21 protein-coding genes are annotated in these 21,390 nt (G+C 32.8%); 15 read left to right on the top strand and 6 right to left on the bottom strand.

What is annotated here, in order from left to right; all coding sequences use genetic code 11:
* Window positions 1-46: 46 nt before the first annotated feature.
* Both DFR66_RS09820 and ychF read right to left on the bottom strand, forming a co-directional pair.
* Window positions 47-568, bottom strand: a complete 522-nt coding sequence (locus DFR66_RS09820) for an NADPH-dependent FMN reductase (RefSeq protein ID WP_114754670.1) — start codon at window positions 566-568, stop codon at window positions 47-49.
* Window positions 569-964: 396 nt separating this feature from the next.
* Window positions 965-2,059 (bottom strand): redox-regulated ATPase YchF, encoded by a 1,095-nt coding sequence (gene ychF / locus DFR66_RS09815; protein ID WP_114754669.1) that lies wholly within the window; start codon window positions 2,057-2,059, stop codon window positions 965-967.
* Window positions 2,060-2,364: 305 nt separating this feature from the next.
* Between ychF and DFR66_RS09810 the strand changes: the two genes are divergently transcribed.
* A complete protein-coding gene (locus DFR66_RS09810; protein ID WP_114754743.1) occupies window positions 2,365-5,013 on the top strand; it encodes a TonB-dependent receptor in 2,649 nt (882 codons plus the stop codon).
* 258 nt (window positions 5,014-5,271) lie between these two features.
* Entirely contained in the window at window positions 5,272-5,808 is a 537-nt protein-coding gene (locus tag DFR66_RS09805) for a hypothetical protein (protein ID WP_114754668.1), read from the top strand.
* Window positions 5,809-5,870: 62 nt separating this feature from the next.
* Here the strand turns inward: DFR66_RS09805 and DFR66_RS09800 are convergent, their stop codons facing one another.
* Window positions 5,871-6,221, bottom strand: a complete 351-nt coding sequence (locus tag DFR66_RS09800; RefSeq protein ID WP_114754667.1) for a 4Fe-4S dicluster domain-containing protein — start codon at window positions 6,219-6,221, stop codon at window positions 5,871-5,873.
* Window positions 6,222-6,356: 135 nt separating this feature from the next.
* Here DFR66_RS09800 and DFR66_RS09795 point away from each other — a divergent pair, with 135 nt between their 5' ends.
* From DFR66_RS09795 to DFR66_RS09770, 6 genes are all read left to right on the top strand, one after another.
* Entirely contained in the window at window positions 6,357-7,415 is a 1,059-nt protein-coding gene (locus DFR66_RS09795; protein ID WP_114754666.1) for an acyl-CoA reductase, read from the top strand.
* Window positions 7,416-7,508: 93 nt separating this feature from the next.
* Entirely contained in the window at window positions 7,509-8,579 is a 1,071-nt protein-coding gene (gene serC, locus DFR66_RS09790) for a 3-phosphoserine/phosphohydroxythreonine transaminase (RefSeq protein ID WP_114754665.1), read from the top strand.
* 106 nt (window positions 8,580-8,685) lie between these two features.
* Complete coding sequence (locus DFR66_RS09785; RefSeq protein WP_114754664.1) at window positions 8,686-9,636, top strand: D-2-hydroxyacid dehydrogenase; 951 nt, start codon at window positions 8,686-8,688, stop codon at window positions 9,634-9,636.
* A 96-nt stretch (window positions 9,637-9,732) separates the two neighbouring features.
* Complete coding sequence (locus tag DFR66_RS09780) at window positions 9,733-10,296, top strand: DUF937 domain-containing protein (protein WP_114754663.1); 564 nt, start codon at window positions 9,733-9,735, stop codon at window positions 10,294-10,296.
* A 113-nt stretch (window positions 10,297-10,409) separates the two neighbouring features.
* Complete coding sequence (locus DFR66_RS09775; RefSeq protein WP_114754662.1) at window positions 10,410-10,844, top strand: DUF6146 family protein; 435 nt, start codon at window positions 10,410-10,412, stop codon at window positions 10,842-10,844.
* 32 nt (window positions 10,845-10,876) lie between these two features.
* Window positions 10,877-11,179 (top strand): DUF6787 family protein, encoded by a 303-nt coding sequence (locus tag DFR66_RS09770; protein WP_114754661.1) that lies wholly within the window; start codon window positions 10,877-10,879, stop codon window positions 11,177-11,179.
* A gap of 16 nt (window positions 11,180-11,195) precedes the next feature.
* On the opposite strand, the gene DFR66_RS09765 is transcribed toward DFR66_RS09770, so the two are convergent.
* Window positions 11,196-11,495 carry a hypothetical protein gene (locus tag DFR66_RS09765; protein WP_114754660.1) on the bottom strand — a complete coding sequence of 100 codons (300 nt, stop codon included), beginning with the start codon at window positions 11,493-11,495 and terminating at the stop codon, window positions 11,196-11,198.
* Between the two features lie 47 nt (window positions 11,496-11,542).
* On the bottom strand, window positions 11,543-12,190 hold the full coding sequence (gene msrA, locus DFR66_RS09760) for a peptide-methionine (S)-S-oxide reductase MsrA (protein ID WP_114754659.1): 648 nt from the start codon (window positions 12,188-12,190) through the stop codon (window positions 11,543-11,545).
* A 145-nt stretch (window positions 12,191-12,335) separates the two neighbouring features.
* On the opposite strand from msrA, the gene DFR66_RS09755 reads away from it, so the two are divergent.
* The 3 genes from DFR66_RS09755 (at window position 12,336) to DFR66_RS09745 (ending at window position 15,653) form a co-directional block, all read left to right on the top strand.
* A complete protein-coding gene (locus DFR66_RS09755; protein ID WP_114754658.1) occupies window positions 12,336-12,998 on the top strand; it encodes an ABC transporter ATP-binding protein in 663 nt (220 codons plus the stop codon).
* A gap of 71 nt (window positions 12,999-13,069) precedes the next feature.
* The gene (locus DFR66_RS09750; RefSeq protein WP_114754657.1) at window positions 13,070-13,834 is read left to right on the top strand and encodes a TIGR02757 family protein; all 765 of its coding nucleotides are present in this window, start codon (window positions 13,070-13,072) and stop codon (window positions 13,832-13,834) included.
* A gap of 466 nt (window positions 13,835-14,300) precedes the next feature.
* Complete coding sequence (locus tag DFR66_RS09745) at window positions 14,301-15,653, top strand: DEAD/DEAH box helicase (protein WP_114754656.1); 1,353 nt, start codon at window positions 14,301-14,303, stop codon at window positions 15,651-15,653.
* A 122-nt stretch (window positions 15,654-15,775) separates the two neighbouring features.
* Here DFR66_RS09745 and DFR66_RS09740 read toward each other — a convergent pair whose 3' ends face one another.
* Window positions 15,776-16,888 carry a lactonase family protein gene (locus DFR66_RS09740; RefSeq protein WP_114754655.1) on the bottom strand — a complete coding sequence of 371 codons (1,113 nt, stop codon included), beginning with the start codon at window positions 16,886-16,888 and terminating at the stop codon, window positions 15,776-15,778.
* Window positions 16,889-17,070: 182 nt separating this feature from the next.
* Between DFR66_RS09740 and DFR66_RS09735 the strand changes: the two genes are divergently transcribed.
* The 4 genes from DFR66_RS09735 (at window position 17,071) to DFR66_RS09720 (ending at window position 21,354) form a co-directional block, all read left to right on the top strand.
* On the top strand, window positions 17,071-18,999 hold the full coding sequence (locus tag DFR66_RS09735; protein ID WP_114754654.1) for a BatA domain-containing protein: 1,929 nt from the start codon (window positions 17,071-17,073) through the stop codon (window positions 18,997-18,999).
* Window positions 19,000-19,108: 109 nt separating this feature from the next.
* Window positions 19,109-20,362, top strand: a complete 1,254-nt coding sequence (locus tag DFR66_RS09730) for a dihydroorotase (RefSeq protein ID WP_114754653.1) — start codon at window positions 19,109-19,111, stop codon at window positions 20,360-20,362.
* 3 nt (window positions 20,363-20,365) lie between these two features.
* A complete protein-coding gene (locus tag DFR66_RS09725) occupies window positions 20,366-20,701 on the top strand; it encodes a hypothetical protein (protein ID WP_114754652.1) in 336 nt (111 codons plus the stop codon).
* A gap of 5 nt (window positions 20,702-20,706) precedes the next feature.
* Complete coding sequence (locus tag DFR66_RS09720; RefSeq protein WP_114754742.1) at window positions 20,707-21,354, top strand: alpha/beta hydrolase; 648 nt, start codon at window positions 20,707-20,709, stop codon at window positions 21,352-21,354.
* Window positions 21,355-21,390: the final 36 nt, after the last annotated feature.

Genomic DNA, 21,390 nt, shown 5'->3' with positions numbered 1-21,390 from the left:
GACATTTTCTATTGAAAGATTGAAAAAATAAAGGATTGAAAAAAGATTAAAAATTCTTGATAATTTCTTTCAGCTGACTGTCCAATTCCGGATTGGAAATATTTCCTTTTTCTACATCAAAATTAGCATCAAAACTTGGCAATGAAAAAGCAGCTTTTATATTTCCACCGTAAAATGGAAAAGCTTTTTTAGCAATTTCTAAAACGCTTGCTCCACCTCTTGCACCCGGAGAGGTTGCCATTAACAACATGGGTTTTTCTTGAAAAACTTTTCCTGAAATTCTGGAGCACCAATCAAATATATTTTTAAAAGCAACAGAAAAATTCCCGTTATTTTCTGCAAGGGAAACTACTAAAATATCCGCGGTTGCAATTTTAGCCATAAATGCTTTAGCTAATTCATGTTGGCCAATTTCCTTTTCAATATCAACCGTAAATATTGGCATCTGAAATTCATTTAAATCCAGAACATCAACTTCGGCATTTTCAAAAAGAGTTGCTGCGTAAGTTGCTAATTTTTTATTGATAGAGTTTTTGCTGGGGCTTGCGCCAAAAGCGATTATTTTCATGACGATTAATTTTTCTTAAAAGTAGTGAAAATAAAATAGCAACAACATAATTAGCCACAGATTCCCAGATCAGAAAAACTGTGTAAAAACTAAAATCTAATATCGTATTTTAATACAGCACTAAATTTCTTTGCCACAGATTTCAAAGATTAGCGCAGATTAACTCGTTGTGTAATTTTAAAAATCTTTTAATCCTTTCAATCTGTGGCAAAAACTCTTTTTACTATTTGCGACACAATATCTTTAGTACTACTTAAAAATAAAAAACGAAATTTTATTTTTCCTAGATCGATTTCTACCCCTGATTGCAAAGGCAAGCTAGATTAGGTCCATAAAAAAAGTCGAAAGTTATTACTAACTTTCGACTTTATGACTTTCAGCTTTATGACTGTATATTTAAACGTTGAATCTAAAATGCATCACATCACCATCCTTCACGATATATTCTTTTCCTTCTACTTTAAATTTTCCGGCTTCTTTGCATTTAGCTTCTGAACCGTAATGAACGAAATCCTCATAAGCAATAACTTCGGCACGAATAAATCCTTTCTCGAAATCAGTATGAATAACTCCCGCAGCTTGAGGTGCAGTTGCTCCTATATTAATGGTCCAAGCACGAACTTCCTTGACACCTGCGGTAAAATAAGTTTGCTGTTTCAATAACTTGTAAGCTGCTCGAATCAACACCGATGCACCTGGCTCACTTAGCCCCATGTCTTCTAAGAAAACCTGACGCTCTTCGTAACTTTCTAACTCCGTAATATCTGCTTCAGCACCTACAGAAAGCACGATAACCTCAGCATCTTCATCCTTAACCATTTCACGAACCTGATCTACATACTTATTTCCGTTAACAGCTGAATTTTCATCTACGTTACAAACATACAATACTGGTTTTGCAGTAATCAATTGAAAACCTTCCATCAAAACTTCTTCATCATTGTTTTGTGGCGTTATAGTTCTCGCTGATTTTGCTTGAAGTAAAGTCTCTCTAATTCTATTTAACAACGCTTCTTCAACAATTGCTTCTTTATTTCCAGTTTTAGCAGCACGTTTTACTTTTTCCAAACGTTTTTCAACATTTTCTAAATCTTTCAACTGCAACTCGATATCGATGGTTTCTTTGTCACGAATAGGATTTACATTTCCATCAACGTGAACTATATTATCGTTATCAAAACAACGTAAAACGTGAATAATCGCATTACATTCTCTAATGTTTCCTAGAAACTGATTCCCTAAGCCTTCCCCTTTACTGGCTCCCTTTACCAATCCTGCGATATCAACGATATCAACAGTAGCCATTTGCACGCGCTCTGGCTTTACTAATTCTTCCAATTTTTCAATTCGAGAATCTGGTACGTTTACTACACCTATATTAGGTTCGATAGTACAAAAAGGAAAATTTGCACTTTGTGCTTTTGCATTAGATAGACAATTGAATAATGTTGATTTTCCAACATTAGGTAATCCTACAATTCCTGCTTTCATATGTTGATAATATTTATTTTAATTGAATTTAGTATCGCAATTCAGTAATTTGTTTACCAAAACATTCTGTTTGCGATTTTATAATTATTTACTTTACAAATAACGGTTGCCTGTTAAAAGTTCAGCATTTACTTTAAAAGTTTGCAAATATAAGATTTTATAAATGTTTAAGTAAGTAAAAATTGCAGTTTAAACACGTTTACAAATTTTTTATAAAAAAAACAGATTATCCTTTAAAATTTTGTTAAAAAAAAATTATATTGCACCTGATTTTAAACCAAACAAAAACCAAACACAATTTAATTATGAAAAAATTTGCATTATTATTATTTCTATTAAACGTCTCGTTTCTTTTTGCACAAAAAGAAGTCACGGGTGTTGTAAAAGATAATTCCGGTAATTCTCTACCAGGAGTTAACATTGTTGAAAAAGGGACAAAAAATGGAGTATCCACTGACGCAGATGGTTCATACAAAATTAAAGTCAAAGAAGGAGCTACATTAGTTTTTAGCTATGTGGGCTTTAACAAAGTGGAGAGAGCCGCTAACGAGACTGTTATTAATGTTGTTTTATCCGAAGAAGGTGGACAAAATTTAAATGAGGTTGTTGTAACTGGTACAAGAACCGCACCCAGGAGTAATACAACATCAGCATTGCCAATAGATGTATTGTCTTCAAAAGACTTGACTTCAACTGGTCAAGCTACCTTTGACAAGGCGTTACAGTACAAAATACCGTCTTTTAACACGGTACAAACTCCTGTAAATGATGCTACTTCATTGCTAGATCCATATGAAATAAGAAATATGGGACCAAGTAGAACATTAATTCTTATCAATGGAAAACGTAAAAACTTGAGTTCATTGTTATATGTACAAACATCTCCAGGACGTGGAGAAACAGGTTCTGATATCTCTGCAATACCTACAGATGCTATCGAAAGAGTTGAAATACTTCGTGATGGTGCATCAGCACAATACGGATCTGATGCAATTGCGGGTGTAATGAACATTATCTTGAAAAAAAATACAAATGGTGCCTCTGTTACAATGAGAAGCGGAATGACATCTCAAGGAGATGGAGAAATGATTGGTGTAAGCTTAAATAACGGATCAGAAGTTGGAGAAAAAGGATATATAAATTATACAGTAGATTTTTCTAAAGTTAATTTAGCCAATAGACCTGGAACAGTGGACGCTGCTGGAGAAGCAGCTGATTTTGGAGCTTCACTAGCAAGTGTACAATCATTCTTAGCATTACAACCAGATGCTGGAAATATCAATGGATCTCCAGAAACTGCTGCCGCTAAATTTTTAGTTAATGGTGGATTTGGATTATCTGATGACACTTCACTTTACTATAATGCTGCTTATGTTTACAAAAAAGTAAATTCGTTTGCTAATTATAGAACTCCATATTGGAGAACATTATCTGACTTTCCTTTCTTAGCTGATTTCTTTGGGAATGGAACTCCTGCATCATACCAGGGCTATGTGCCTACATTTACAGGAGATCTTAACGATTACAATGCTACTTTAGGATACAAAGCAGTTAAAAACGGTTGGAATACTGACGCAAGTATTACTGTAGGTGGTAACTCTCAAACTTATAGTGTTGAAAATTCATTTAACCGTTCGAACATTCAAGATGATGCTGGAAATAATGTATATCTAGAGAACAGTCCAATCTCATTTAAACCAGGAGGAACTTCTTTCAATCACGTAGTAGGAAATATTGATATCTCTAAAAACCTTTCTGATAAAGTAAGTATTGGTTTTGGTACTGAAATTAGAACAGAAACTTTTGAAGTTACTGAAGGAGATAAAGCTTCTTGGGACGGAATTGGAGCTGACTCATTCGCGGGTAACAGACCTGAGAATTCAGGAAAATGGAACCGATATAATTTAGGTGCTTACTTTGATTTAGCGTATGACATTACAGAAGACTTTTTAATCAACGGAACTTTGAGATATGAAGATTATAGCGATTTTGGCGGAGCTACTGTATGGAAAATTAGTTCAAGATATAAATTCTTAGACGATAAGGTTACTTTAAGAGGTTCTGTGTCTACAGGATTTAGAGCGCCTACTTTACACCAAATTTATACTCAAAAATCTCAGTACTCATTTGTACCTGGACAAGGAATTCAAGTGAGTGGAATTATCAATAACGTTTCTCCACAGGCAAGACAACTTGATATTGATCCACTAGATGCTGAGAAATCGACAAACATCACTATTGGTATAGGTGCAAAACCATCTAAAAACTTCAATTTCACTGTTGATTACTATAACATTAAAGTTGAAGACAGAATCGTACTTGGTGATATTACTTCAACTCGTTTTGGAGATGTTGCTTGGTTTGAAAATTCATTTGATACTAGAACTTCTGGTTTAGACGTGGTAGCTAACTTCAGCAACATTATGTTAGGAGCTGGTAAATTAGGCGTTAACTTATCTGGAAATTATACTATACAAAACGAAAGAATATCACCAGTTAAAAAGAATAACTTTAGCCAAACTCTTGAAGCATTAATGTTTACATCAAGACCAGTAACTAAATGGATTTTAGGTGGTAATTATGAAATAGGAAAATTAGGATTCTCGCTTAACAATACATATTTTGGAAAATCTACATTTAAACAAGCAGGTTTAGATAACAATTTAAGAACTGAGTTTACTCCAAAAATTGTTACTGACTTAGGTGTTACATTCTCTGCTACAGAAAAATTAACACTGTCATTAAATGTGAACAACTTATTGAATGTACTTCCTGAATGGAATTTCAAAGCAGAAAATGCAGCTGGGACAGCGCTTTTAAATGACCCTGCTCAAGTAAAAAATCAATCTAACTTGATAACTTTCAACCAACGTTATTCTCAAATGACGTATGATGGATATCACTTTAGCCAATTAGGAACTATGTTTAATTTATCTTTAAACTATAAATTCTAATTCATTTATTGAATAACTCAAAAAGGGCTGTCGAAAGATAGCCCTTTTTTACGCTATTGTTTTATCAAAAACAACAGTAGTACAAACTATCATTTTCAATTTTATACAGAAGCATGATTACATATCGTGTAAAAGGTTATTATTACAAATGAAATGGTGCTTAGTGTAAATTATACAATTTATACTGAAAATTCCGTAACAACTTATTAGCGATTATAATGTATATTTACTTCATATTAATCTTATAAATAAATTATTATGAAAACGACATTAGTTGTAGCTATAGCACTATTATTTTCCCTACAGAGTCAGGGTCAAAACAAAAATGTAAAATCGGAAATAAAAACAACGGTTACTACCATAAAAGACTCCAAAGGCGAAAAACAACTTGTAAAAACTCAAGAAATAAAAGAAACTCAAAATATTGAGTTGAAAAATGCCGAATCTGATGAATTGAATAAAGAAATAAAACAAACTCCTGTTCAAGTTACTGCCATTACAGCTGTAACCTCAAATGGAGTAACAAAAATTCTAGATGTTGACAGATCTGCTTATTATAATTATAACGGACAAAAATTTCAAGTGGCTCTTGCCGAAACTGGTTATAACATGTACTTGCCTAATAAAGAAAAGACAGCTGTATTAAGAAAGACATCAAATAACAACTATATATACAGTACTAAAAACAAAACCTCTTTTGGTTATTTTAATGCAGATGGAAACTTAGTCTTAGAATCATATGATCCAGTAAATGATAAAATTACAACTGAGATTTTTGAAATTATCAAAGAATAATAAAAATAAAAAGCATAAAAAAACCTGAGAATTCTCAGGTTTTTTTATGCTTTTTATTTTTATTATTCTTTGTGCAAAAAGGCTTGTCTGTTTAGTAATGTTTCTTCACTTTCCACATGATTATCATCTGGAATACAACAGTCTACAGGACAAACCGCAGCACATTGTGGCTCATCGTGAAAACCTTTACATTCAGTACATTTTCCTGGTACAATGTAGTACACTTCGTCAGAAATAGGAGTTTGAGCTTCATCAGAATCAATTTCGGTACCATCCGGCAAAATTACTTTACCTTTAAGTTTTGTTCCATCTTTATATCTCCAATCATCTGCTCCTTCGTATATTGCTGTATTTGGACACTCTGGTTCACAAGCACCACAGTTGATACATTCGTCTGTTATAATAATTGCCATTTTTTTATAGTTTTAAAGTCTTAATGTCTAATGTTAAACGTCAAAATTCTTTTGACATAAGGACTTTTGACTTTCGACATATTTATGCTTATTTTTGTGCAAAATTACAATCAAAACTATTCATAAGCAAACATTATGACATTAGAAACAAAAAAAAGTGTTTTTGTTGAATTAGGAAAATTCTTAAGTCAATTTTCTGAAGATAATACTTCTAGAAATCCAAGTGTTTTGCACAACAATGTGTTTTTTGAAGATTTTATAGCATTAATAAAATTATCTCAATCTCATAATGGATGGTACACTCCTGAAAACGTCTATTTCTCCATACAATCATGGGCAGAAGCATTAACTTCAGAAAACTTAAATCAATGGCTTTCGGCTTATGATTTTCAAAAAAAAGAACCAAAAAACATTGCCTTAATCCTTGCAGGAAATATTCCTTTGGTGGGTTTTCATGATTTTCTTTCCGTATTAATTTCTGGAAATAACGTATTGGTAAAAACTTCATCAAATGACCAGCATTTGTTACCCTTTTTAGCGAAATACATCATTGCAATTGATTCTGAACTTGCAAAGAACATCACTTTTATTGAAGGGAAATTAGAAAATTTTGATGCTGTAATAGCAACAGGAAGTAATAATACCGCACGTTATTTCGAATATTATTTTAAAGACAAACCATCAATTATTAGAAAAAGCAGAAATTCAATTGCTGTTTTGAATGGAAACGAAACCAAAGAACAACTTACCGCTTTAGGAGAAGATATTTTTCGCTATTTTGGTTTGGGCTGCCGCAATGTTTCTAAACTTTTTGTACCAAAAGGATACGTATTTGATACCTTTTTTGAGGCAATATTTGAATACCAAGACGTTATTCATTACGAAAAATACGCTAACAATTATGATTATAATAAAGCTGTTTTCCTGATGAGTAATTTCAAATTATTGGATAACGGTTTTTTAACAATAAAAGAAGATCAAAGCCATGCCTCCCCTATTACTAGTGTGTTTTATGAATTTTATGATGATATAATTGATTTGAAATCAAGATTACAATCAGAAAACGAGCAAATTCAATGCATTGTAAGTGACAATCTTATAGAGAACAGCATTAGTTTTGGTCAAACACAAAAACCTAAATTGTGGAATTACGCAGATAACACCGATACTATTTCGTTTTTGTTAACAATATAGTGGAAAAAAGTTCAATTATTCCGAATTAATTAACGCTTTTTAAACTCCTATTGTCGAAATTTGCACTTTAATTTTTTGGACATAAACTACACCATGAAAAAACACAACTACAGCGCAGGACCTTGTATTTTACCGCAAGAAGTTTTTGAAAAATCAGCACAAGCAATTTTAAATTTTAATGATTCCGGGTTATCGCTTTTAGAAATTTCGCACAGAAGTAAAGATTTTGTTGCCGTTATGGATGAAGCAAGAGCCATAGTTCTGGAACTTTTAGGCCTTGAAGGCAAAGGATATCAGGCCCTATTTCTTGCCGGCGGAGCGAGTTTAGAATTTATTATGGCTCCCTACAACTTGATGAAAGAAGGCGGAAAAGCGGCTTATCTTGATACAGGAACTTGGGCAGCAGCAGCTATTAAAGAAGCCAAACTTTTTGGTGAGACTGTCGTTGTTGCTTCGTCAAAAGAAGAAAACTACAATTATATCCCAAAAGGTTATACCGTTCCTTCCGATGCTGATTATTTCCATTGCACAAGTAACAACACCATTTTTGGTACACAAATGAAGGAATTCCCCTCAGTTGACATGCCAATTGTATGTGATATGAGTTCTGATATTTTTTCAAGAGAATTAGACTTTTCTAAATTTGATTTGATTTATGCAGGAGCACAAAAAAATATGGGTCCCGCTGGAACTACACTAATTGTTGTAAAAGAAGAAATTTTAGGCAAGAATGGCAGAATAATCCCAAGCATGTTAGATTACGCTAAACATATCAAAGCAGAAAGCATGTACAATACGCCACCTGTTTTCCCTGTTTACGCCTCTTTATTGACTTTACAGTGGTTGAAAAACCTTGGAGGAATTGCTGCTATTGAAAAAATAAACAATGCTAAAGCGGCATTACTTTATGCAGAAATAGACAGAAACCCATTATTCAAAGGAGCTGCTGCTGTTGAAGACCGTTCTAATATGAATGCTACTTTCTTATTAAATGATGAAGCACATGCTGCAACATTTGATACAATGTGGAAAGCTGCAGGAATTTCTGGATTACCTGGACATCGTTCGGTAGGTGGATACAGAGCTTCTATGTACAACGCGCTACCTTTAGAAAGTGTTCAAGTACTAGTAGATGTAATGCAGGCTTTGGAAAAAGCAATTTAAAAATTAGATTATTGACTGATTTAAAGATTTAATTTTTAATCAATCACCCCATTAAAAAACACAGATTGAATCTTTACATTTTTCAATCTTTAAATATAAAACACAAATGAAAGTATTAGCCAATGACGGAATTTCTAAAAGTGGAATTCTAGCTTTAGAAAAAGGTGGATTTGAAGTGATAACAACAAAAGTAGCACAAGAACAAGTAGCTAACTTTGTTAATGAAAATAACATAAGTGTAGTTTTGGTTCGCAGTGCAACTAAAGTTCGTAAAGATATCATTGACGCTTGCCCAGGATTAAAAATTATAGGTCGTGGTGGTGTAGGAATGGATAATATTGATGTGGATTATGCTAAAAGCAAAGGGATTCACGTAATAAACACTCCAGCTTCATCATCAGAATCAGTTGCAGAATTAGTTTTTGCACACTTATTTTCAGGTGTTCGTTTCTTGCACGATTCGAACAGAAATATGCCTCTTGAAGGAGATACCAACTTTGAAGGTTTGAAAAAAGCCTATGCAAATGGAATTGAATTAAGAGGAAAAACGCTTGGAGTTGTAGGAATAGGTCGTATTGGTCAGGCTACAGCTAAAATGGCGTTAGGATTAGGAATGAAAGTTATTGCTGCAGATAGTTTTATCCCGCAAGTGGATATTAAAGTAGCGTTTTTTGACGGACAATCTATCACAACAACTATCGTTTCTCAATCTTTAGAGTCTTTATTCAAAGAAGCAGATTTCATTACATTACACGTTCCTGCTCAAGATGGTTACATCATTGGCGAAAAAGAATTAGCAATCATGAAAGATGGCGTAGGTATTGTAAACTGTGCTCGCGGTGGAGTTATTGACGAAGTTGCATTAGTAAAAGCATTAGACAGCGGAAAAGTATTATTTGCTGGATTAGACGTTTTTGAAAACGAACCAACTCCTGAAATGACTATTTTAATGAATCATAAAATATCGTTGACTCCACATATTGGAGCAGCAACTGGAGAAGCACAAGACAGAATAGGTACTGAATTAGCCTCACAAATTATTAGCATTTTAGGCTAGTATATTAGACTAAATATATTTGAAGGGATTTATTAACTTTTGTTTAATAAATCCCTTTTTTTATTAAATTTGATTTCTAATCTAAAAATACTTTCCATGTTTGAACAATTAACACAATTAGCACAACAGTTTGGAGTCGAGTCTGTTGTTAAGAACCAAGCCGTTCCTAACGAACAAAATGAAGCCGTTATGTCCGAGGCCAGTAATTCTATTTTCTCAGGATTACAAAAAATAGTTGCAGAAGGAGGAGCAGATCAACTTGCGGGTTTGTTTCTAGGAAATAATGCACAAAACAATTCAAATCCTGTAGTACAACAACTCACGGAACAACTTACTGGGAACCTAGGTGAAAAATTTGGTATAAGTAATGAAACTGCTTCTAGTGTTGCAGGAAGTTTAATTCCTCAAATATTAGGATCCTTAGTCAATAAAGCGAAAGATCCAAATGATAGTAGCTTTCAAATTTCAGATGTTATTGCGGCAATTTCTGGAAATAGTGGCCAGAATTCCAGCATAATGGAGGCTATATCTAAATATGGAGGCCAATTTGGTTTAGACCAAAATGCAGATGGTAAAGTAGATATCAGTGATGCGATGTCAGCCATAACAAAAAACGGTGGTGGTCTAGGAGGTATGCTCGGTAAACTCTTTGGGAAATAATAAAAATTAAATATCTATAAAATCATCTACTTAATGTAGGTGATTTTTTTTTATGTTAAAACGCTACTGACAAATCATTTAATGTTGTAAATTTAATATTCAATTTTCTGATTATGAAAAATAGTGTTTATATCATTGTAATTATTTTAGTTTTTATTTTTAGTTGCAACACTTCAAAGTCTAATTTTACAAGTATTGAAAAATCCATTGTAAATCAAGGTGATACAATCCGAATAGCCAATGATGAACTGGAATATGAGGTAATAATTATTGACCCAGGTTTTAGTTTATGGTTAAATTCTAGAGCTTTCCCAAGAAACTATCATTCACAATCTTTTTTGGAAATGAAAAACCAAGTTTATGTGATGGAGTGGAACAGTAGAGTGCTACAACCGCAACGGTACGATCCTAATTTATATGAAATGTCTATCAATTATGAACCAAATATTAATTATGGATACGAGGTAAATTATTTGATATACAATTATATGATTTATTTTCAAAACACATATAAACAAAAACTTTTTGGTTTTGTACCCATCAGATAATGTTACTATATTTGTATTCATTATAAATAAAAATGAACAAACTGAAACAGCGTTGGGGAATTGACAGCAATTTTCAACTTACCATCATATTTATTGTTTTTGCAATAACTGGATCTGCATCGGCGTGGCTCTCAAAACCGTTTTGTTTTTGGTTAGGAATTACAAAAGAAGATTTAGGCTATTGGTTTACTCCAGTTCGATTAATTCTAATTTTTCCAATATACCAAGTCTTATTAGTCTTGATAGGATTTTTGTTTGGACAATTTAAATTCTTTTGGGCTTTCGAAAAAAAAATGTTGAAACGCTTGGGATTAGGATTTCTGTTTAACGACTAACGAAAAATGCCTCGGATTACGAGGCATTTTTGTTTTTAATTACATAATTATAAATCCAGGTTAATGTAAAAGTGGGTATAAAATCCGAAAACGGTAAAATTTCCTCCACAAAGCTTAGTACACCTGCTACTCGCCCTATTGTTCCTTTATACATCCAGGTCATTAAATAACCCGCAAGCGGTGCCCAAATCACATCTGAAAATTCACCAATAAAAGGAACTGTAAAGGAAAGCATTCCAATGGCATCAAACAGTATTCCTAATACCAGATTTCTGGTTTTGTTATTTACTGCATTAACGGACACTTGTTCTGTCATAGTATTTAGATTATTACTTTCTATAATACGTACAAATCTAATGCCAATTATTTTTTGAGCTTATCCTTATATAATTTTTTTAGTTTATCAATTTTGGGCGTAATCACATAGCTGCAATATCCCTGCGTTTTGTTCTGATTGTAATAGTTTTGATGGTAGTCTTCTGCTACATAAAACTTAGTCGCTGATGAAAGTTTAGTTACAATTGGCTTTCCAAAAGTATTCTCTGTTGTCATTAAAGAGATATAATCCTCAGATAATTGTTTCTGAAAAGGGCTGTGATAAAAAATTTCGCTTCGGTATTGTGTACCAATATCATTTCCTTGACGGTTTAATGTTGTTGGGTCATGTGTGGCAAAGAATATTTCCAAAAGTTCGCCAAAACTAATTTTGTTGGGATCAAATGTAATCTCAATTGCTTCAGCATGTCCAGTTTCACCGGTACTGATTTCCTGATAGGTAGGGTTTACGGTTTTTCCTCCTATATATCCTGACACCACTTTACTGACACCATCCAGTTCTAAAAAAACTGCTTCAGTACACCAAAAACAGCCTCCCGCAAAGGTTGCTACTTCCATTCCTTTTTCTATTTCCATATTTTTTGTTTCTATACTTTTTGGGACAATGCTATTTTTTTCTTTTGCACAAAATGAAAAAGGCAATAGTGCCAAAAAAACTCCAATTATTTTTTTCATAATCTATGATTTAAAGCCAAATTTATTCATTAAATCGGAGTGCGTATTCCCTATTAACTAAAGTTTATACTTTGTCAAAGTAAAATAAATTGCTAAGCTTTTAATAATCATTAAAATCTTTGTTTCTTTGTCAAAACAGTTTGAAATGATACAGGCCAAAAATCTACATAAATATTACGAGCAACTGCATGTGTTGAAAGGAGTCGATTTACATATTCAAAAAGGAGAAATTGTCTCTATCGTTGGTGCTTCGGGAGCCGGAAAAACGACACTTTTACAAATTCTAGGTACTTTAGACAAGCCGACAGTTGAAAATGGAATCGAGTTGCGCATCAACAATGAAGACATTCTGACCATGAATGACAAAACCTTATCAAAATTCCGAAATTTAAACTTAGGTTTTATTTTTCAATTTCATCAATTGTTACCTGAATTTACTGCACTAGAGAATGTGTGTATTCCTGCTTTTATAGCTAATAAATCAAAATTGGAAACAGAAATTGAAGCAAAAAAATTGCTTACATATCTTGGTCTTTCCCATAGAATGAATCATAAACCCAATGAACTTTCTGGTGGAGAACAACAACGTGTGGCAGTAGCCAGAGCTTTAATCAACAAACCAGCAATTATTTTTGCAGATGAGCCATCAGGAAATCTAGATACTGCTTCAGCTGAAAACCTACACCAATTATTTTTTAAATTGCGTGATGAGTTAGGGCAAACTTTCGTTATTGTAACCCATAATGAAGATTTAGCTAATATGGCCGATAGAAAACTAATTATGGTTGACGGTTTGATTAGCAACTAAAAAAGTTTAAAGTTTCAGGTTTAAAGTTCATTTGAAACGACGGACCACATTAAACATTAAACTTTAAAAAAATGAATTCTTCAGAACTTAAATCTTTCCTTGACGAAAAAGTGGTGCAATATAACACTCTCGACTTCATCGATAGTGATCCTGTACAAATTCCGCATTTGTTTTCGCAAAAGGAAGATATTGAAATTGCCGGTTTTCTCAGTGCAACTATTGCTTGGGGGAATCGCAAAATGATTATTAAAAATTCCCATAAAATGATGGATTTAATGGGAAACGCACCTTATGACTTTGTGATGTCACATTCCGAAAATGATTTGGAACGAATGGAGACTTTTGTTCATCGAACGTTTAACGGACAGGATTTTGCAAGTTTTATTAGAAGCCTAAAAAACATTTATGTAAACCATAATGGATTAGAATTCGTATTTGCTAAAAACCAAGAGTTAAAAACCATGCAAAACAGCATCTCGGAATTCAAAAAGACATTCTTCGAAATTCCCCATCAAATTAGAACACAAAAACACATTTCAGACCCTCAGAACAATTCTGCAGCCAAGCGAATCAACATGTATTTACGATGGATGGTGCGCCAAGACAATAAAGGGGTCGATTTAGGAATTTGGAAAAGTATTTCTCCGGCTTCTTTATCCTGCCCTTTAGATGTACATTCCGGTAATGTAGCTCGAAAATTAGGATTGCTGACAAGAAAACAAAATGATGGAAAAGCTTTAGCAGAATTAGATATGAAACTTCGCGAATTCGATGCGAATGATCCCGTAAAATATGACTTTGCGTTATTTGGATTAGGTGTTTTCGAAAAGTTTTAAATTTAACAGTTAGGTAGTGTCATTTTATATACATTTGCTTGCCTATAAAATAGATACCATTTATATAGAGTTTAATATTAACACACCTTGTTCAAATAGTTTTATTTGAATCCTAACATAATAATGCTCAATTATATACGTATTTTTAAAAGCTATATTGTTGTGACTAATAACTCTTTAGGAAGTTCGAATACATTTGTTCTTTCATAACTTAATTGAAAGTTTTATTTAAACCTTTGTCATAAATTTTTAGGACTTGTTTCATAGGCTAAAATTAAGAATATTTTTTAACTTCTTGTAATAGCTAAGGTAGCATACCAAAACCGTTTAATCCTATCGAATTAGTTTTAAGAGTTAAGCGTTTTGTTTAAAAAAAGTTCCTTTTACTCTTAGCTAAAAATAACAATGCGATTGCCTAATGTTAGTATCCTCATAAAAAACGTATCTTTGCACAAAATTTAAGCAAATGAGTACTTTCGAACAATTCAATCTCCCTAAATCTGTACAAAAAGCAATTGATGATTTAGGATTTACTTCTCCAACTCCCATCCAAGAAAAAACTTTTTCTGTGATTATGTCTGGAAGAGATATGATGGGAATTGCACAAACTGGTACTGGTAAAACATTTGCCTATTTATTGCCATTATTAAAATTATATAAATTTACTCCTGGACATACTCCTAAAATAGTAATTCTGGTTCCTACCCGTGAACTTGTGGTTCAAGTGGTGGAAGAAGTAGAAAAATTGACAAAATACATGTCGGTTCGTACTGTTGGTATTTTTGGGGGTGTCAACATCAATACTCAAAAAACAACCGTTTATCAAGGTTGCGACATCTTAGTAGGAACTCCGGGAAGAATCATGGATTTAACACTGGACAATGTGATTCGTTTTGAAGAAATGCAAAAATTGGTAATCGATGAGTTTGATGAAATGCTAAATTTAGGTTTCCGCACTCAATTAACCGCTATTTTAGCCATGATGCCTAAAAAACGTCAAAATATACTTTTTTCTGCAACGATGACTGATGAAGTAGATGCAATTTTGAATGATTATTTTGATTATCCAGAAGAAGTTACGCTTTCAGCATCAGGAACTCCATTAGAAAACATTAAACAAATTACTTATAATGTTCCCAATTTCAATACCAAAGTAAATCTATTAAAACACTTATTAGAAACTAACCAAGACATGAGTCGTGTTCTGGTATTTGTCAATAATAAGAAGATTTCGGATATGTTACATGAAAGAATCGAAGAAGATTTTGATGGTCAGTTTGGAGTAATTCACTCCAATAAATCACAAAATTATCGTTTGAGTACGATGGCTTCCTTTCAAGAAGGCAATCTTCGTGGTTTGATTACTACTGATATTATGGCAAGAGGATTGGATATTTCAAATATTACCCACGTTGTCAATTTCGAGATGCCAGAAATGCCGGAATTGTACATGCACAGAATTGGTAGAACCGGTCGTGCGGATGCTACAGGAACTGCTATAAGCCTTATAGCTCCTCGTGAAGAAGAATTCAAAATAGAGGTCGAAGTGCTAATGAATATGGAATTAGCAATCGAGCCTTTCCCGGAAACCGTTGAAGTTTCAGCAAAATTAATCGAACCTGAAAAAGACAGACAACCAATTAAGTTTTTGATGAAAAAACAAAAACTGGCAGGAGATGGCGCTTTTCAAGAAAAAAGTAAAAAGAACAAGAAAGTCAATTTAGGTGGTCCTGGGGTAACTAAGAAAAAAACACATGGTTCTGTCAATAGAAACATGCTGAAAACCCGAGATAAAAAGAGAAAAGATAAGAACAAATAGATCTCAGTTTCTAACTCCTGATACTTTTAAATCATCTAGAACACAAGATAAAATATAAAAACGGGTTAAAAATGGAAACATTTTCAACCCGTTTTTTTTGTGAATTATATTAATTCTCAAGTTTAATTATTAGTAAAAACTAAACAAACGGGAGAGCATAATGGTATTTTTTTACCAGTATCAGTAAGTAATCCAGTCTTTTTACTTCTTTTAAAAATTACTACATCATTAGTATATTGATGTGCTATCAAAAGAAAATTCCCAGTAGGGTCAATCGCAAAATTCCTAGGACCTTTACCCAAAGTACTGGTTTGTCCTTTCAATACTAATTTTCCGTTATTTAGAATTTTAAAAATTGTAATGTTATTGGCTTCACCCCGATTAGAAGCATATAAAAATTTCCCGTCAGGCGAAATATGAATGTCTGCAGAACTGAACGTTCCTTTGAAATCTTTAGCTAAAATAGTTGTTTCATCAATCTTTGTTAAGGTTCCGTTTGAGTAACTAAACACCGTTAACGCACCGTCTAATTCTTGTAGTAAATAGACAAACTTACCATTTTTACTAAAGGTTAAATGCCTTGGTCCACTTCCTGATTTTACAGAAATACTATCTTTCAATTCTAAAACAGCACTGTAAACATTAGGATTATAGGAATAAGAATACACTTTGTCATTCCCTAAATCGTTAGACAAAACAAACTTCTTATCTGGAGAAAAATGAACCATGTGTACGTGCGGCGCTTCTTGTCTTTGTGCGTTAATTCCTTTACCATAATGCTGTATTACTTGCTTGGCTTCAGCAAGACTTCCATCATCATTTTTACCAAAAACAGAAATATTTCCACCAGAATAATTGGCAACAATTACATTTTTATCATCATTTATAATGTAACAAGGATCGGCACCCTTAGAGTTTTGCTTGTTGATTAAGTCTAATTTTCCGCTAACTGGATTATAACTAAAAGAACTTACTGAGCTTTCAGCACCAAATTCATTTACAGAATAAACAAAATTATTATCCTTAGAAACCGTCAAATAACTGGGATTAATAACCTTTTCAGTAGCATTTTTAAAACTAAAATCACCAGTTTTGGAATCAAATTCATAAACGTAAATTCCTTTACTGTCACAACTTTGAGTATAGGTTCCAATCAGTAAATTAAATTTGTTTTTTTGTGCTTGAACACTTGTAAAAATGAAAACTAATAAAACTACAGCAAACGGGTTTTTCATGTTTTTAAAATTTTTTAGAAAGCTAAAATACATAATATATTCATAATGAATGTCAATTGTTTATTCCTTTGAAAAATTATAACAACTTCATTTAAAACTGTCAACAAATTTGTATTTTTGACTCATAGAATTCAATGAACACCGTTGAAAATAAAATCCAATGAAGTAAACTCAACCTCAGAATGCATTTTAAACATCCCGAAATTTTATACTTTCTGTTCTTGTTGATTGTTCCTATTTTGGTTCATTTATTTCAATTACGCCGTTTTAAAAAGGAATATTTTACTAATGTTCGTTTCTTAAAAGCACTTTCGATTCAAACCCGAAAAAGCTCTAAAATAAAGAAATGGTTGCTTCTCGCCTGTCGTTTACTACTACTAACTTGTATTATTATAGCATTTGCTCAGCCTTTTTTTGAGTCGAAAGACAGTAAAAATGCGAGCAATGAATTGTATATCATTTTAGACAATTCTTTTAGTATGCAAGCCAAAGGCAAAAAAGGAGAATTGCTGAAACGAGCGGTTCAGGATTTACTAGAAAAAACTCCAGAAAACATCAATTTTTCTTTGCTTACTAATACCGAAAATTATTGGAACACCGATATAAAGTCAATTCGTAGTGCTTTGCAAAATCTAAAATACAGCGCTACTCCCTTTCAATTAGACAATATATTAGCTAAAATAAGAGCACATAAATCAGCTTTTAAAAAGGACATCATTGTCATTACAGATGCCGTAGGTCTTGATGAAAAACAACTAAAAAATAGTGATGCAACTAATTTGCCATTGTTTATAATCCCAAAAGCAGAACAAAAAAATAATGTTTCTATTGACAGCGTTTTCATCAATAAAACATTGGATAATTTTTATGAAATCAGTGTAAAAATTTCTGGATATGGAGAAGACTTCAACCCGATTCCAATTTCTTTATACAACGAAAATAAGCTTATTGCTAAAACGATAGTAACTTTAGACACAAAGAAAAAAAATCTTAATTTTACGATTCCTAAACAAGCTTTTCATGGTTATTTTTCCATAGTTGATAATGGATTATCTTATGATAACATGTTCTATTTTAGTATTGCTAAAACGAAGAAAACTAATGTTATCAGTATTGGCGAACCAGCAAAAAGTAACTTCCTTTCCCGAATTTACACCAGTGAAGAATTCAATTTTAACAATTATACTTTAAGCACATTAGACTATAATAAACTGGAGGAACAAGATGCAATTGTTCTCAATGAATTGGATGAAATTCCGCAAGCTTTAGCTACCACCTTAAAATCATTTATTGACAAAGGAGGCAATTTAATTGTGATTCCTTCCGCTAAAAGTTCAATTTCAAATATAAATTCCTTTATATCAAATTTTGGAAAACTTACATTCAATTCTTTTGAAATCAGAGAGAAACAGATTACTAAAATCAACTTTAACCACCCACTATTTAACGGAGTTTTTGAAAATAAAGTAACTAATTTTCAGTATCCAAAAACAAAAAGTTCTTTTGCTATTTCCAGCTCCAGTCCAGCTGTTTTGTCTTATGAAGATCAAAGTATTTTCTTGACATCAATAGCAAATTCAGTTGCAGCAGTTTCAGTTTTTGCAGCTCCTATTAACATCGAAAATTCAAATTTTCAGCAATCTCCATTAATTGTGCCTACATTTTACAAAATGGCTATAAACAACCAAAACAACGGTGTAAATGCTTTGACTATTGGAAATAACAACCCTCATTTTACAGAAGTATCGTTAAATAAAGACGCTATTTTAACAATAAAAGGCTTAGAAGAACAATTCATTCCTATCCAACAAATTCTAAATAATAAAGTCAAATTGACTTTCAATGATAATCCGGAACAAGCGGGGAATTTTAGTATTTACAATAAAAAAGAATGGGTAGAAAAAATTAGTTTCAATTACAACAGAACCGAAAGTGATTTGGCATCAATCAATGAAAACATTCTTTCTGACTATAAAACAATCAAATCAATCCCATCGCTATTTGACACTTTACAAACTGATAGAACTGACAATCAAATTTGGAAATGGTTTGTTATCTTTGCACTGATATTTCTGATTAGCGAAATGGCAATTATTCGATTCGTAAAGTAAATAACGAAGATTATATACTTGAAAAATCAATACCAAATTAAACTGGTTACAAAAGTTAATACAGCAATATTAATCCCATATTCCATCAAAAAACAAATATTATCTACCTATGAAATTAATCATCAGAAACGCCAAAATTATCGATTCGAAAAGTCCCTTTCATAATACGACTGCAGATATTTTAATTGTTGATGGTTTTATAAAAAAAATTGGAACATCACTTCCCAATCCAGATCAGGCAGACGAAATACAACTTGATAATTTACATGTTTCCCAAGGCTGGTTTGACAGCAGTGTATCTCTTGGAGAACCTGGCTATGAAGACCGAGAAACCATTTCAAACGGGCTTACTGTTGCTGCCAAAAGTGGTTTTACTGCAATCGCTTTACAGCCCAACTCCTTCCCTATTATTGACAATCAATCTCAAGTGAATTTTGTTCTGAACAAAGCACAAGGATTTGCAACTCAATTGTATCCTATTGGAGCATTGAGTAAAGAAAGCGCAGGAAAAGACATGGCTGAATTGTATGATATGCAAAAAGCCGGAGCAGTTGCTTTTGGCGATTATACTAAAAGTTTGGATAATGCTAATTTGCTAAAAATCGCTTTACAATACGTTCAGGATTTTGATGGATTAATTCTAGCTTTTTCCCAAGACGAGAATATAAAAGGAAACGGTGTAGCGAATGAAGGTATTGTTTCTACCCGATTAGGCCTGAAAGGAATTCCAAATCTAGCTGAAGAATTACAAATTGCTAGAAATTTATTTTTGTTAGAATATACTGGCGGAAAACTTCACATTCCGACAATTTCTACTAAAAAATCAGTTCAATTAATCAAAGAAGCTAAAGCCAATGGACTTAATGTGACCTGTAGTGCGGCAGTGCATCATTTGGTTTTATCCGATGAAAAACTGGAAGGTTTTGACACCCGCTATAAAGTTACACCACCACTAAGAACGGAAACCGACAGAAAAGCATTGTTGAAGGGAATTAAAGACGGAACAATCGATATGATTACATCCGACCATAATCCTATAGACATTGAGCACAAAAAAATGGAATTTGACGGTGCCAAAAATGGAACAATTGGAATGGAAAGTGCTTTTGGAGCTTTGATGACTGTATTGCCATTAGAAACTGTAATAGATAAATTGACATCCGGAAAAACAACTTTTGGAATCGAAACAGAAACGATTAATGAAGGTTCAAAAGCAAATATTACCTTATTTAATCCAGAACCAAAAAGCATTTTCACAAAATCATCCATTGTATCAAAATCAAAAAATTCTGCTTTTCTAGGTGCTGAAATAAAAGGAAAAGTGTACGGAATTGTAAATCAAGGAAAATTAATTTTAGCATAGAAAATGAATAATAACAATAATAATTCAGAATCCGGAAAAACTGCCGCGATTACCAGTTATATCTTAGGAGTTGGCGTTTTTATAGCAATGTCAATAAACTCAGAAGATAAAAATGCGTTTGCTTCCTTTCACATCAGACAAGGATTGGGACTCACATTAACTTTTGTATCGCTAGGACTAATCATCAGCAATTTTGACAGCTTAATGATATCTGCACCTATGTGGATTTTCGTATTTGTTTTATGGTCGTATGGCATTACCAGCGCTATAAAAGGCGAAACAAAACCGGTTCCTTTATTGGGAACTTATTATCAAAAATGGCTTTCAAACATATCTTAATTACAATGAATTTATCTTTAGAATATAAAATACGAGAGCCTAAAATAAAATTAGACAAAAATCCACTTATCCTTTTATTGCACGGATACGGCAGCAATGAAGAAGACTTATTTTCATTTGCCACTGAACTTCCTGATGAATATTATATTATTTCAGCGCGTGCTCCTTATGATATGCAATACGGTGCTTTTGCTTGGTACGCCATTAACTTTGATGCGGACGAAAACAAATTTTCTGACCACGAACAAGCTAAAGTTTCTAGGGATTTAATAGCTGGATTTATTGATGAGTTAATTGCCAATTATCCAATTGATGAGAAACAAACTGCTTTAGTTGGCTTCAGCCAAGGCGCTATTTTGAGTTACGCAGTTGCACTTTCTTATCCTGAAAAAGTTCAGAAAGTAGTAGCTATGAGCGGGTATTTAAATTTAGAAATTGTAGCTGAGGATTACCTCAAAAACAACTTTAATAATCTGAAAATATTTGCTTCACACGGAACGGTAGATCAGGTAATTCCAGTAGAATGGGCAAGAAAAACGCCTGCAATAGTAGAAAATTTAGGAATAAATTTAACCTATAAAGAATATCCAATTGGTCATGGAGTTGCTCCACAGAACTTTTATGATTTTAAAAATTGGCTTCAGGAAAAATAGTTTTAAATAAAGAGTCGCAGTATTAGAGCTTAATTT

The organism is Flavobacterium glaciei (assembly GCF_003350545.1).
GTDB lineage: Bacteria > Bacteroidota > Bacteroidia > Flavobacteriales > Flavobacteriaceae > Flavobacterium > Flavobacterium glaciei.
This window is presented reverse-complemented; position numbering and strand designations above follow the sequence as displayed.

What these genes read in the sequence shown, in the direction of transcription:
- DFR66_RS09820 (WP_114754670.1), bottom strand. Translation starts at nt 568, where the DNA reads ATGAAAATAATCGCTTTTGGCGCAAGCCCCAGCAAAAACTCTATCAAT.
- ychF (WP_114754669.1), bottom strand. Translation starts at nt 2,059, where the DNA reads ATGAAAGCAGGAATTGTAGGATTACCTAATGTTGGAAAATCAACATTA.
- DFR66_RS09810 (WP_114754743.1), top strand. Translation starts at nt 2,365, where the DNA reads ATGAAAAAATTTGCATTATTATTATTTCTATTAAACGTCTCGTTTCTT.
- DFR66_RS09805 (WP_114754668.1), top strand. Translation starts at nt 5,272, where the DNA reads ATGAAAACGACATTAGTTGTAGCTATAGCACTATTATTTTCCCTACAG.
- DFR66_RS09800 (WP_114754667.1), bottom strand. Translation starts at nt 6,221, where the DNA reads ATGGCAATTATTATAACAGACGAATGTATCAACTGTGGTGCTTGTGAA.
- DFR66_RS09795 (WP_114754666.1), top strand. Translation starts at nt 6,357, where the DNA reads ATGACATTAGAAACAAAAAAAAGTGTTTTTGTTGAATTAGGAAAATTC.
- serC (WP_114754665.1), top strand. Translation starts at nt 7,509, where the DNA reads ATGAAAAAACACAACTACAGCGCAGGACCTTGTATTTTACCGCAAGAA.
- DFR66_RS09785 (WP_114754664.1), top strand. Translation starts at nt 8,686, where the DNA reads ATGAAAGTATTAGCCAATGACGGAATTTCTAAAAGTGGAATTCTAGCT.
- DFR66_RS09780 (WP_114754663.1), top strand. Translation starts at nt 9,733, where the DNA reads ATGTTTGAACAATTAACACAATTAGCACAACAGTTTGGAGTCGAGTCT.
- DFR66_RS09775 (WP_114754662.1), top strand. Translation starts at nt 10,410, where the DNA reads ATGAAAAATAGTGTTTATATCATTGTAATTATTTTAGTTTTTATTTTT.
- DFR66_RS09770 (WP_114754661.1), top strand. Translation starts at nt 10,877, where the DNA reads ATGAACAAACTGAAACAGCGTTGGGGAATTGACAGCAATTTTCAACTT.
- DFR66_RS09765 (WP_114754660.1), bottom strand. Translation starts at nt 11,495, where the DNA reads ATGACAGAACAAGTGTCCGTTAATGCAGTAAATAACAAAACCAGAAAT.
- msrA (WP_114754659.1), bottom strand. Translation starts at nt 12,190, where the DNA reads ATGAAAAAAATAATTGGAGTTTTTTTGGCACTATTGCCTTTTTCATTT.
- DFR66_RS09755 (WP_114754658.1), top strand. Translation starts at nt 12,336, where the DNA reads ATGATACAGGCCAAAAATCTACATAAATATTACGAGCAACTGCATGTG.
- DFR66_RS09750 (WP_114754657.1), top strand. Translation starts at nt 13,070, where the DNA reads ATGAATTCTTCAGAACTTAAATCTTTCCTTGACGAAAAAGTGGTGCAA.
- DFR66_RS09745 (WP_114754656.1), top strand. Translation starts at nt 14,301, where the DNA reads ATGAGTACTTTCGAACAATTCAATCTCCCTAAATCTGTACAAAAAGCA.
- DFR66_RS09740 (WP_114754655.1), bottom strand. Translation starts at nt 16,888, where the DNA reads ATGAAAAACCCGTTTGCTGTAGTTTTATTAGTTTTCATTTTTACAAGT.
- DFR66_RS09735 (WP_114754654.1), top strand. Translation starts at nt 17,071, where the DNA reads ATGCATTTTAAACATCCCGAAATTTTATACTTTCTGTTCTTGTTGATT.
- DFR66_RS09730 (WP_114754653.1), top strand. Translation starts at nt 19,109, where the DNA reads ATGAAATTAATCATCAGAAACGCCAAAATTATCGATTCGAAAAGTCCC.
- DFR66_RS09725 (WP_114754652.1), top strand. Translation starts at nt 20,366, where the DNA reads ATGAATAATAACAATAATAATTCAGAATCCGGAAAAACTGCCGCGATT.
- DFR66_RS09720 (WP_114754742.1), top strand. Translation starts at nt 20,707, where the DNA reads ATGAATTTATCTTTAGAATATAAAATACGAGAGCCTAAAATAAAATTA.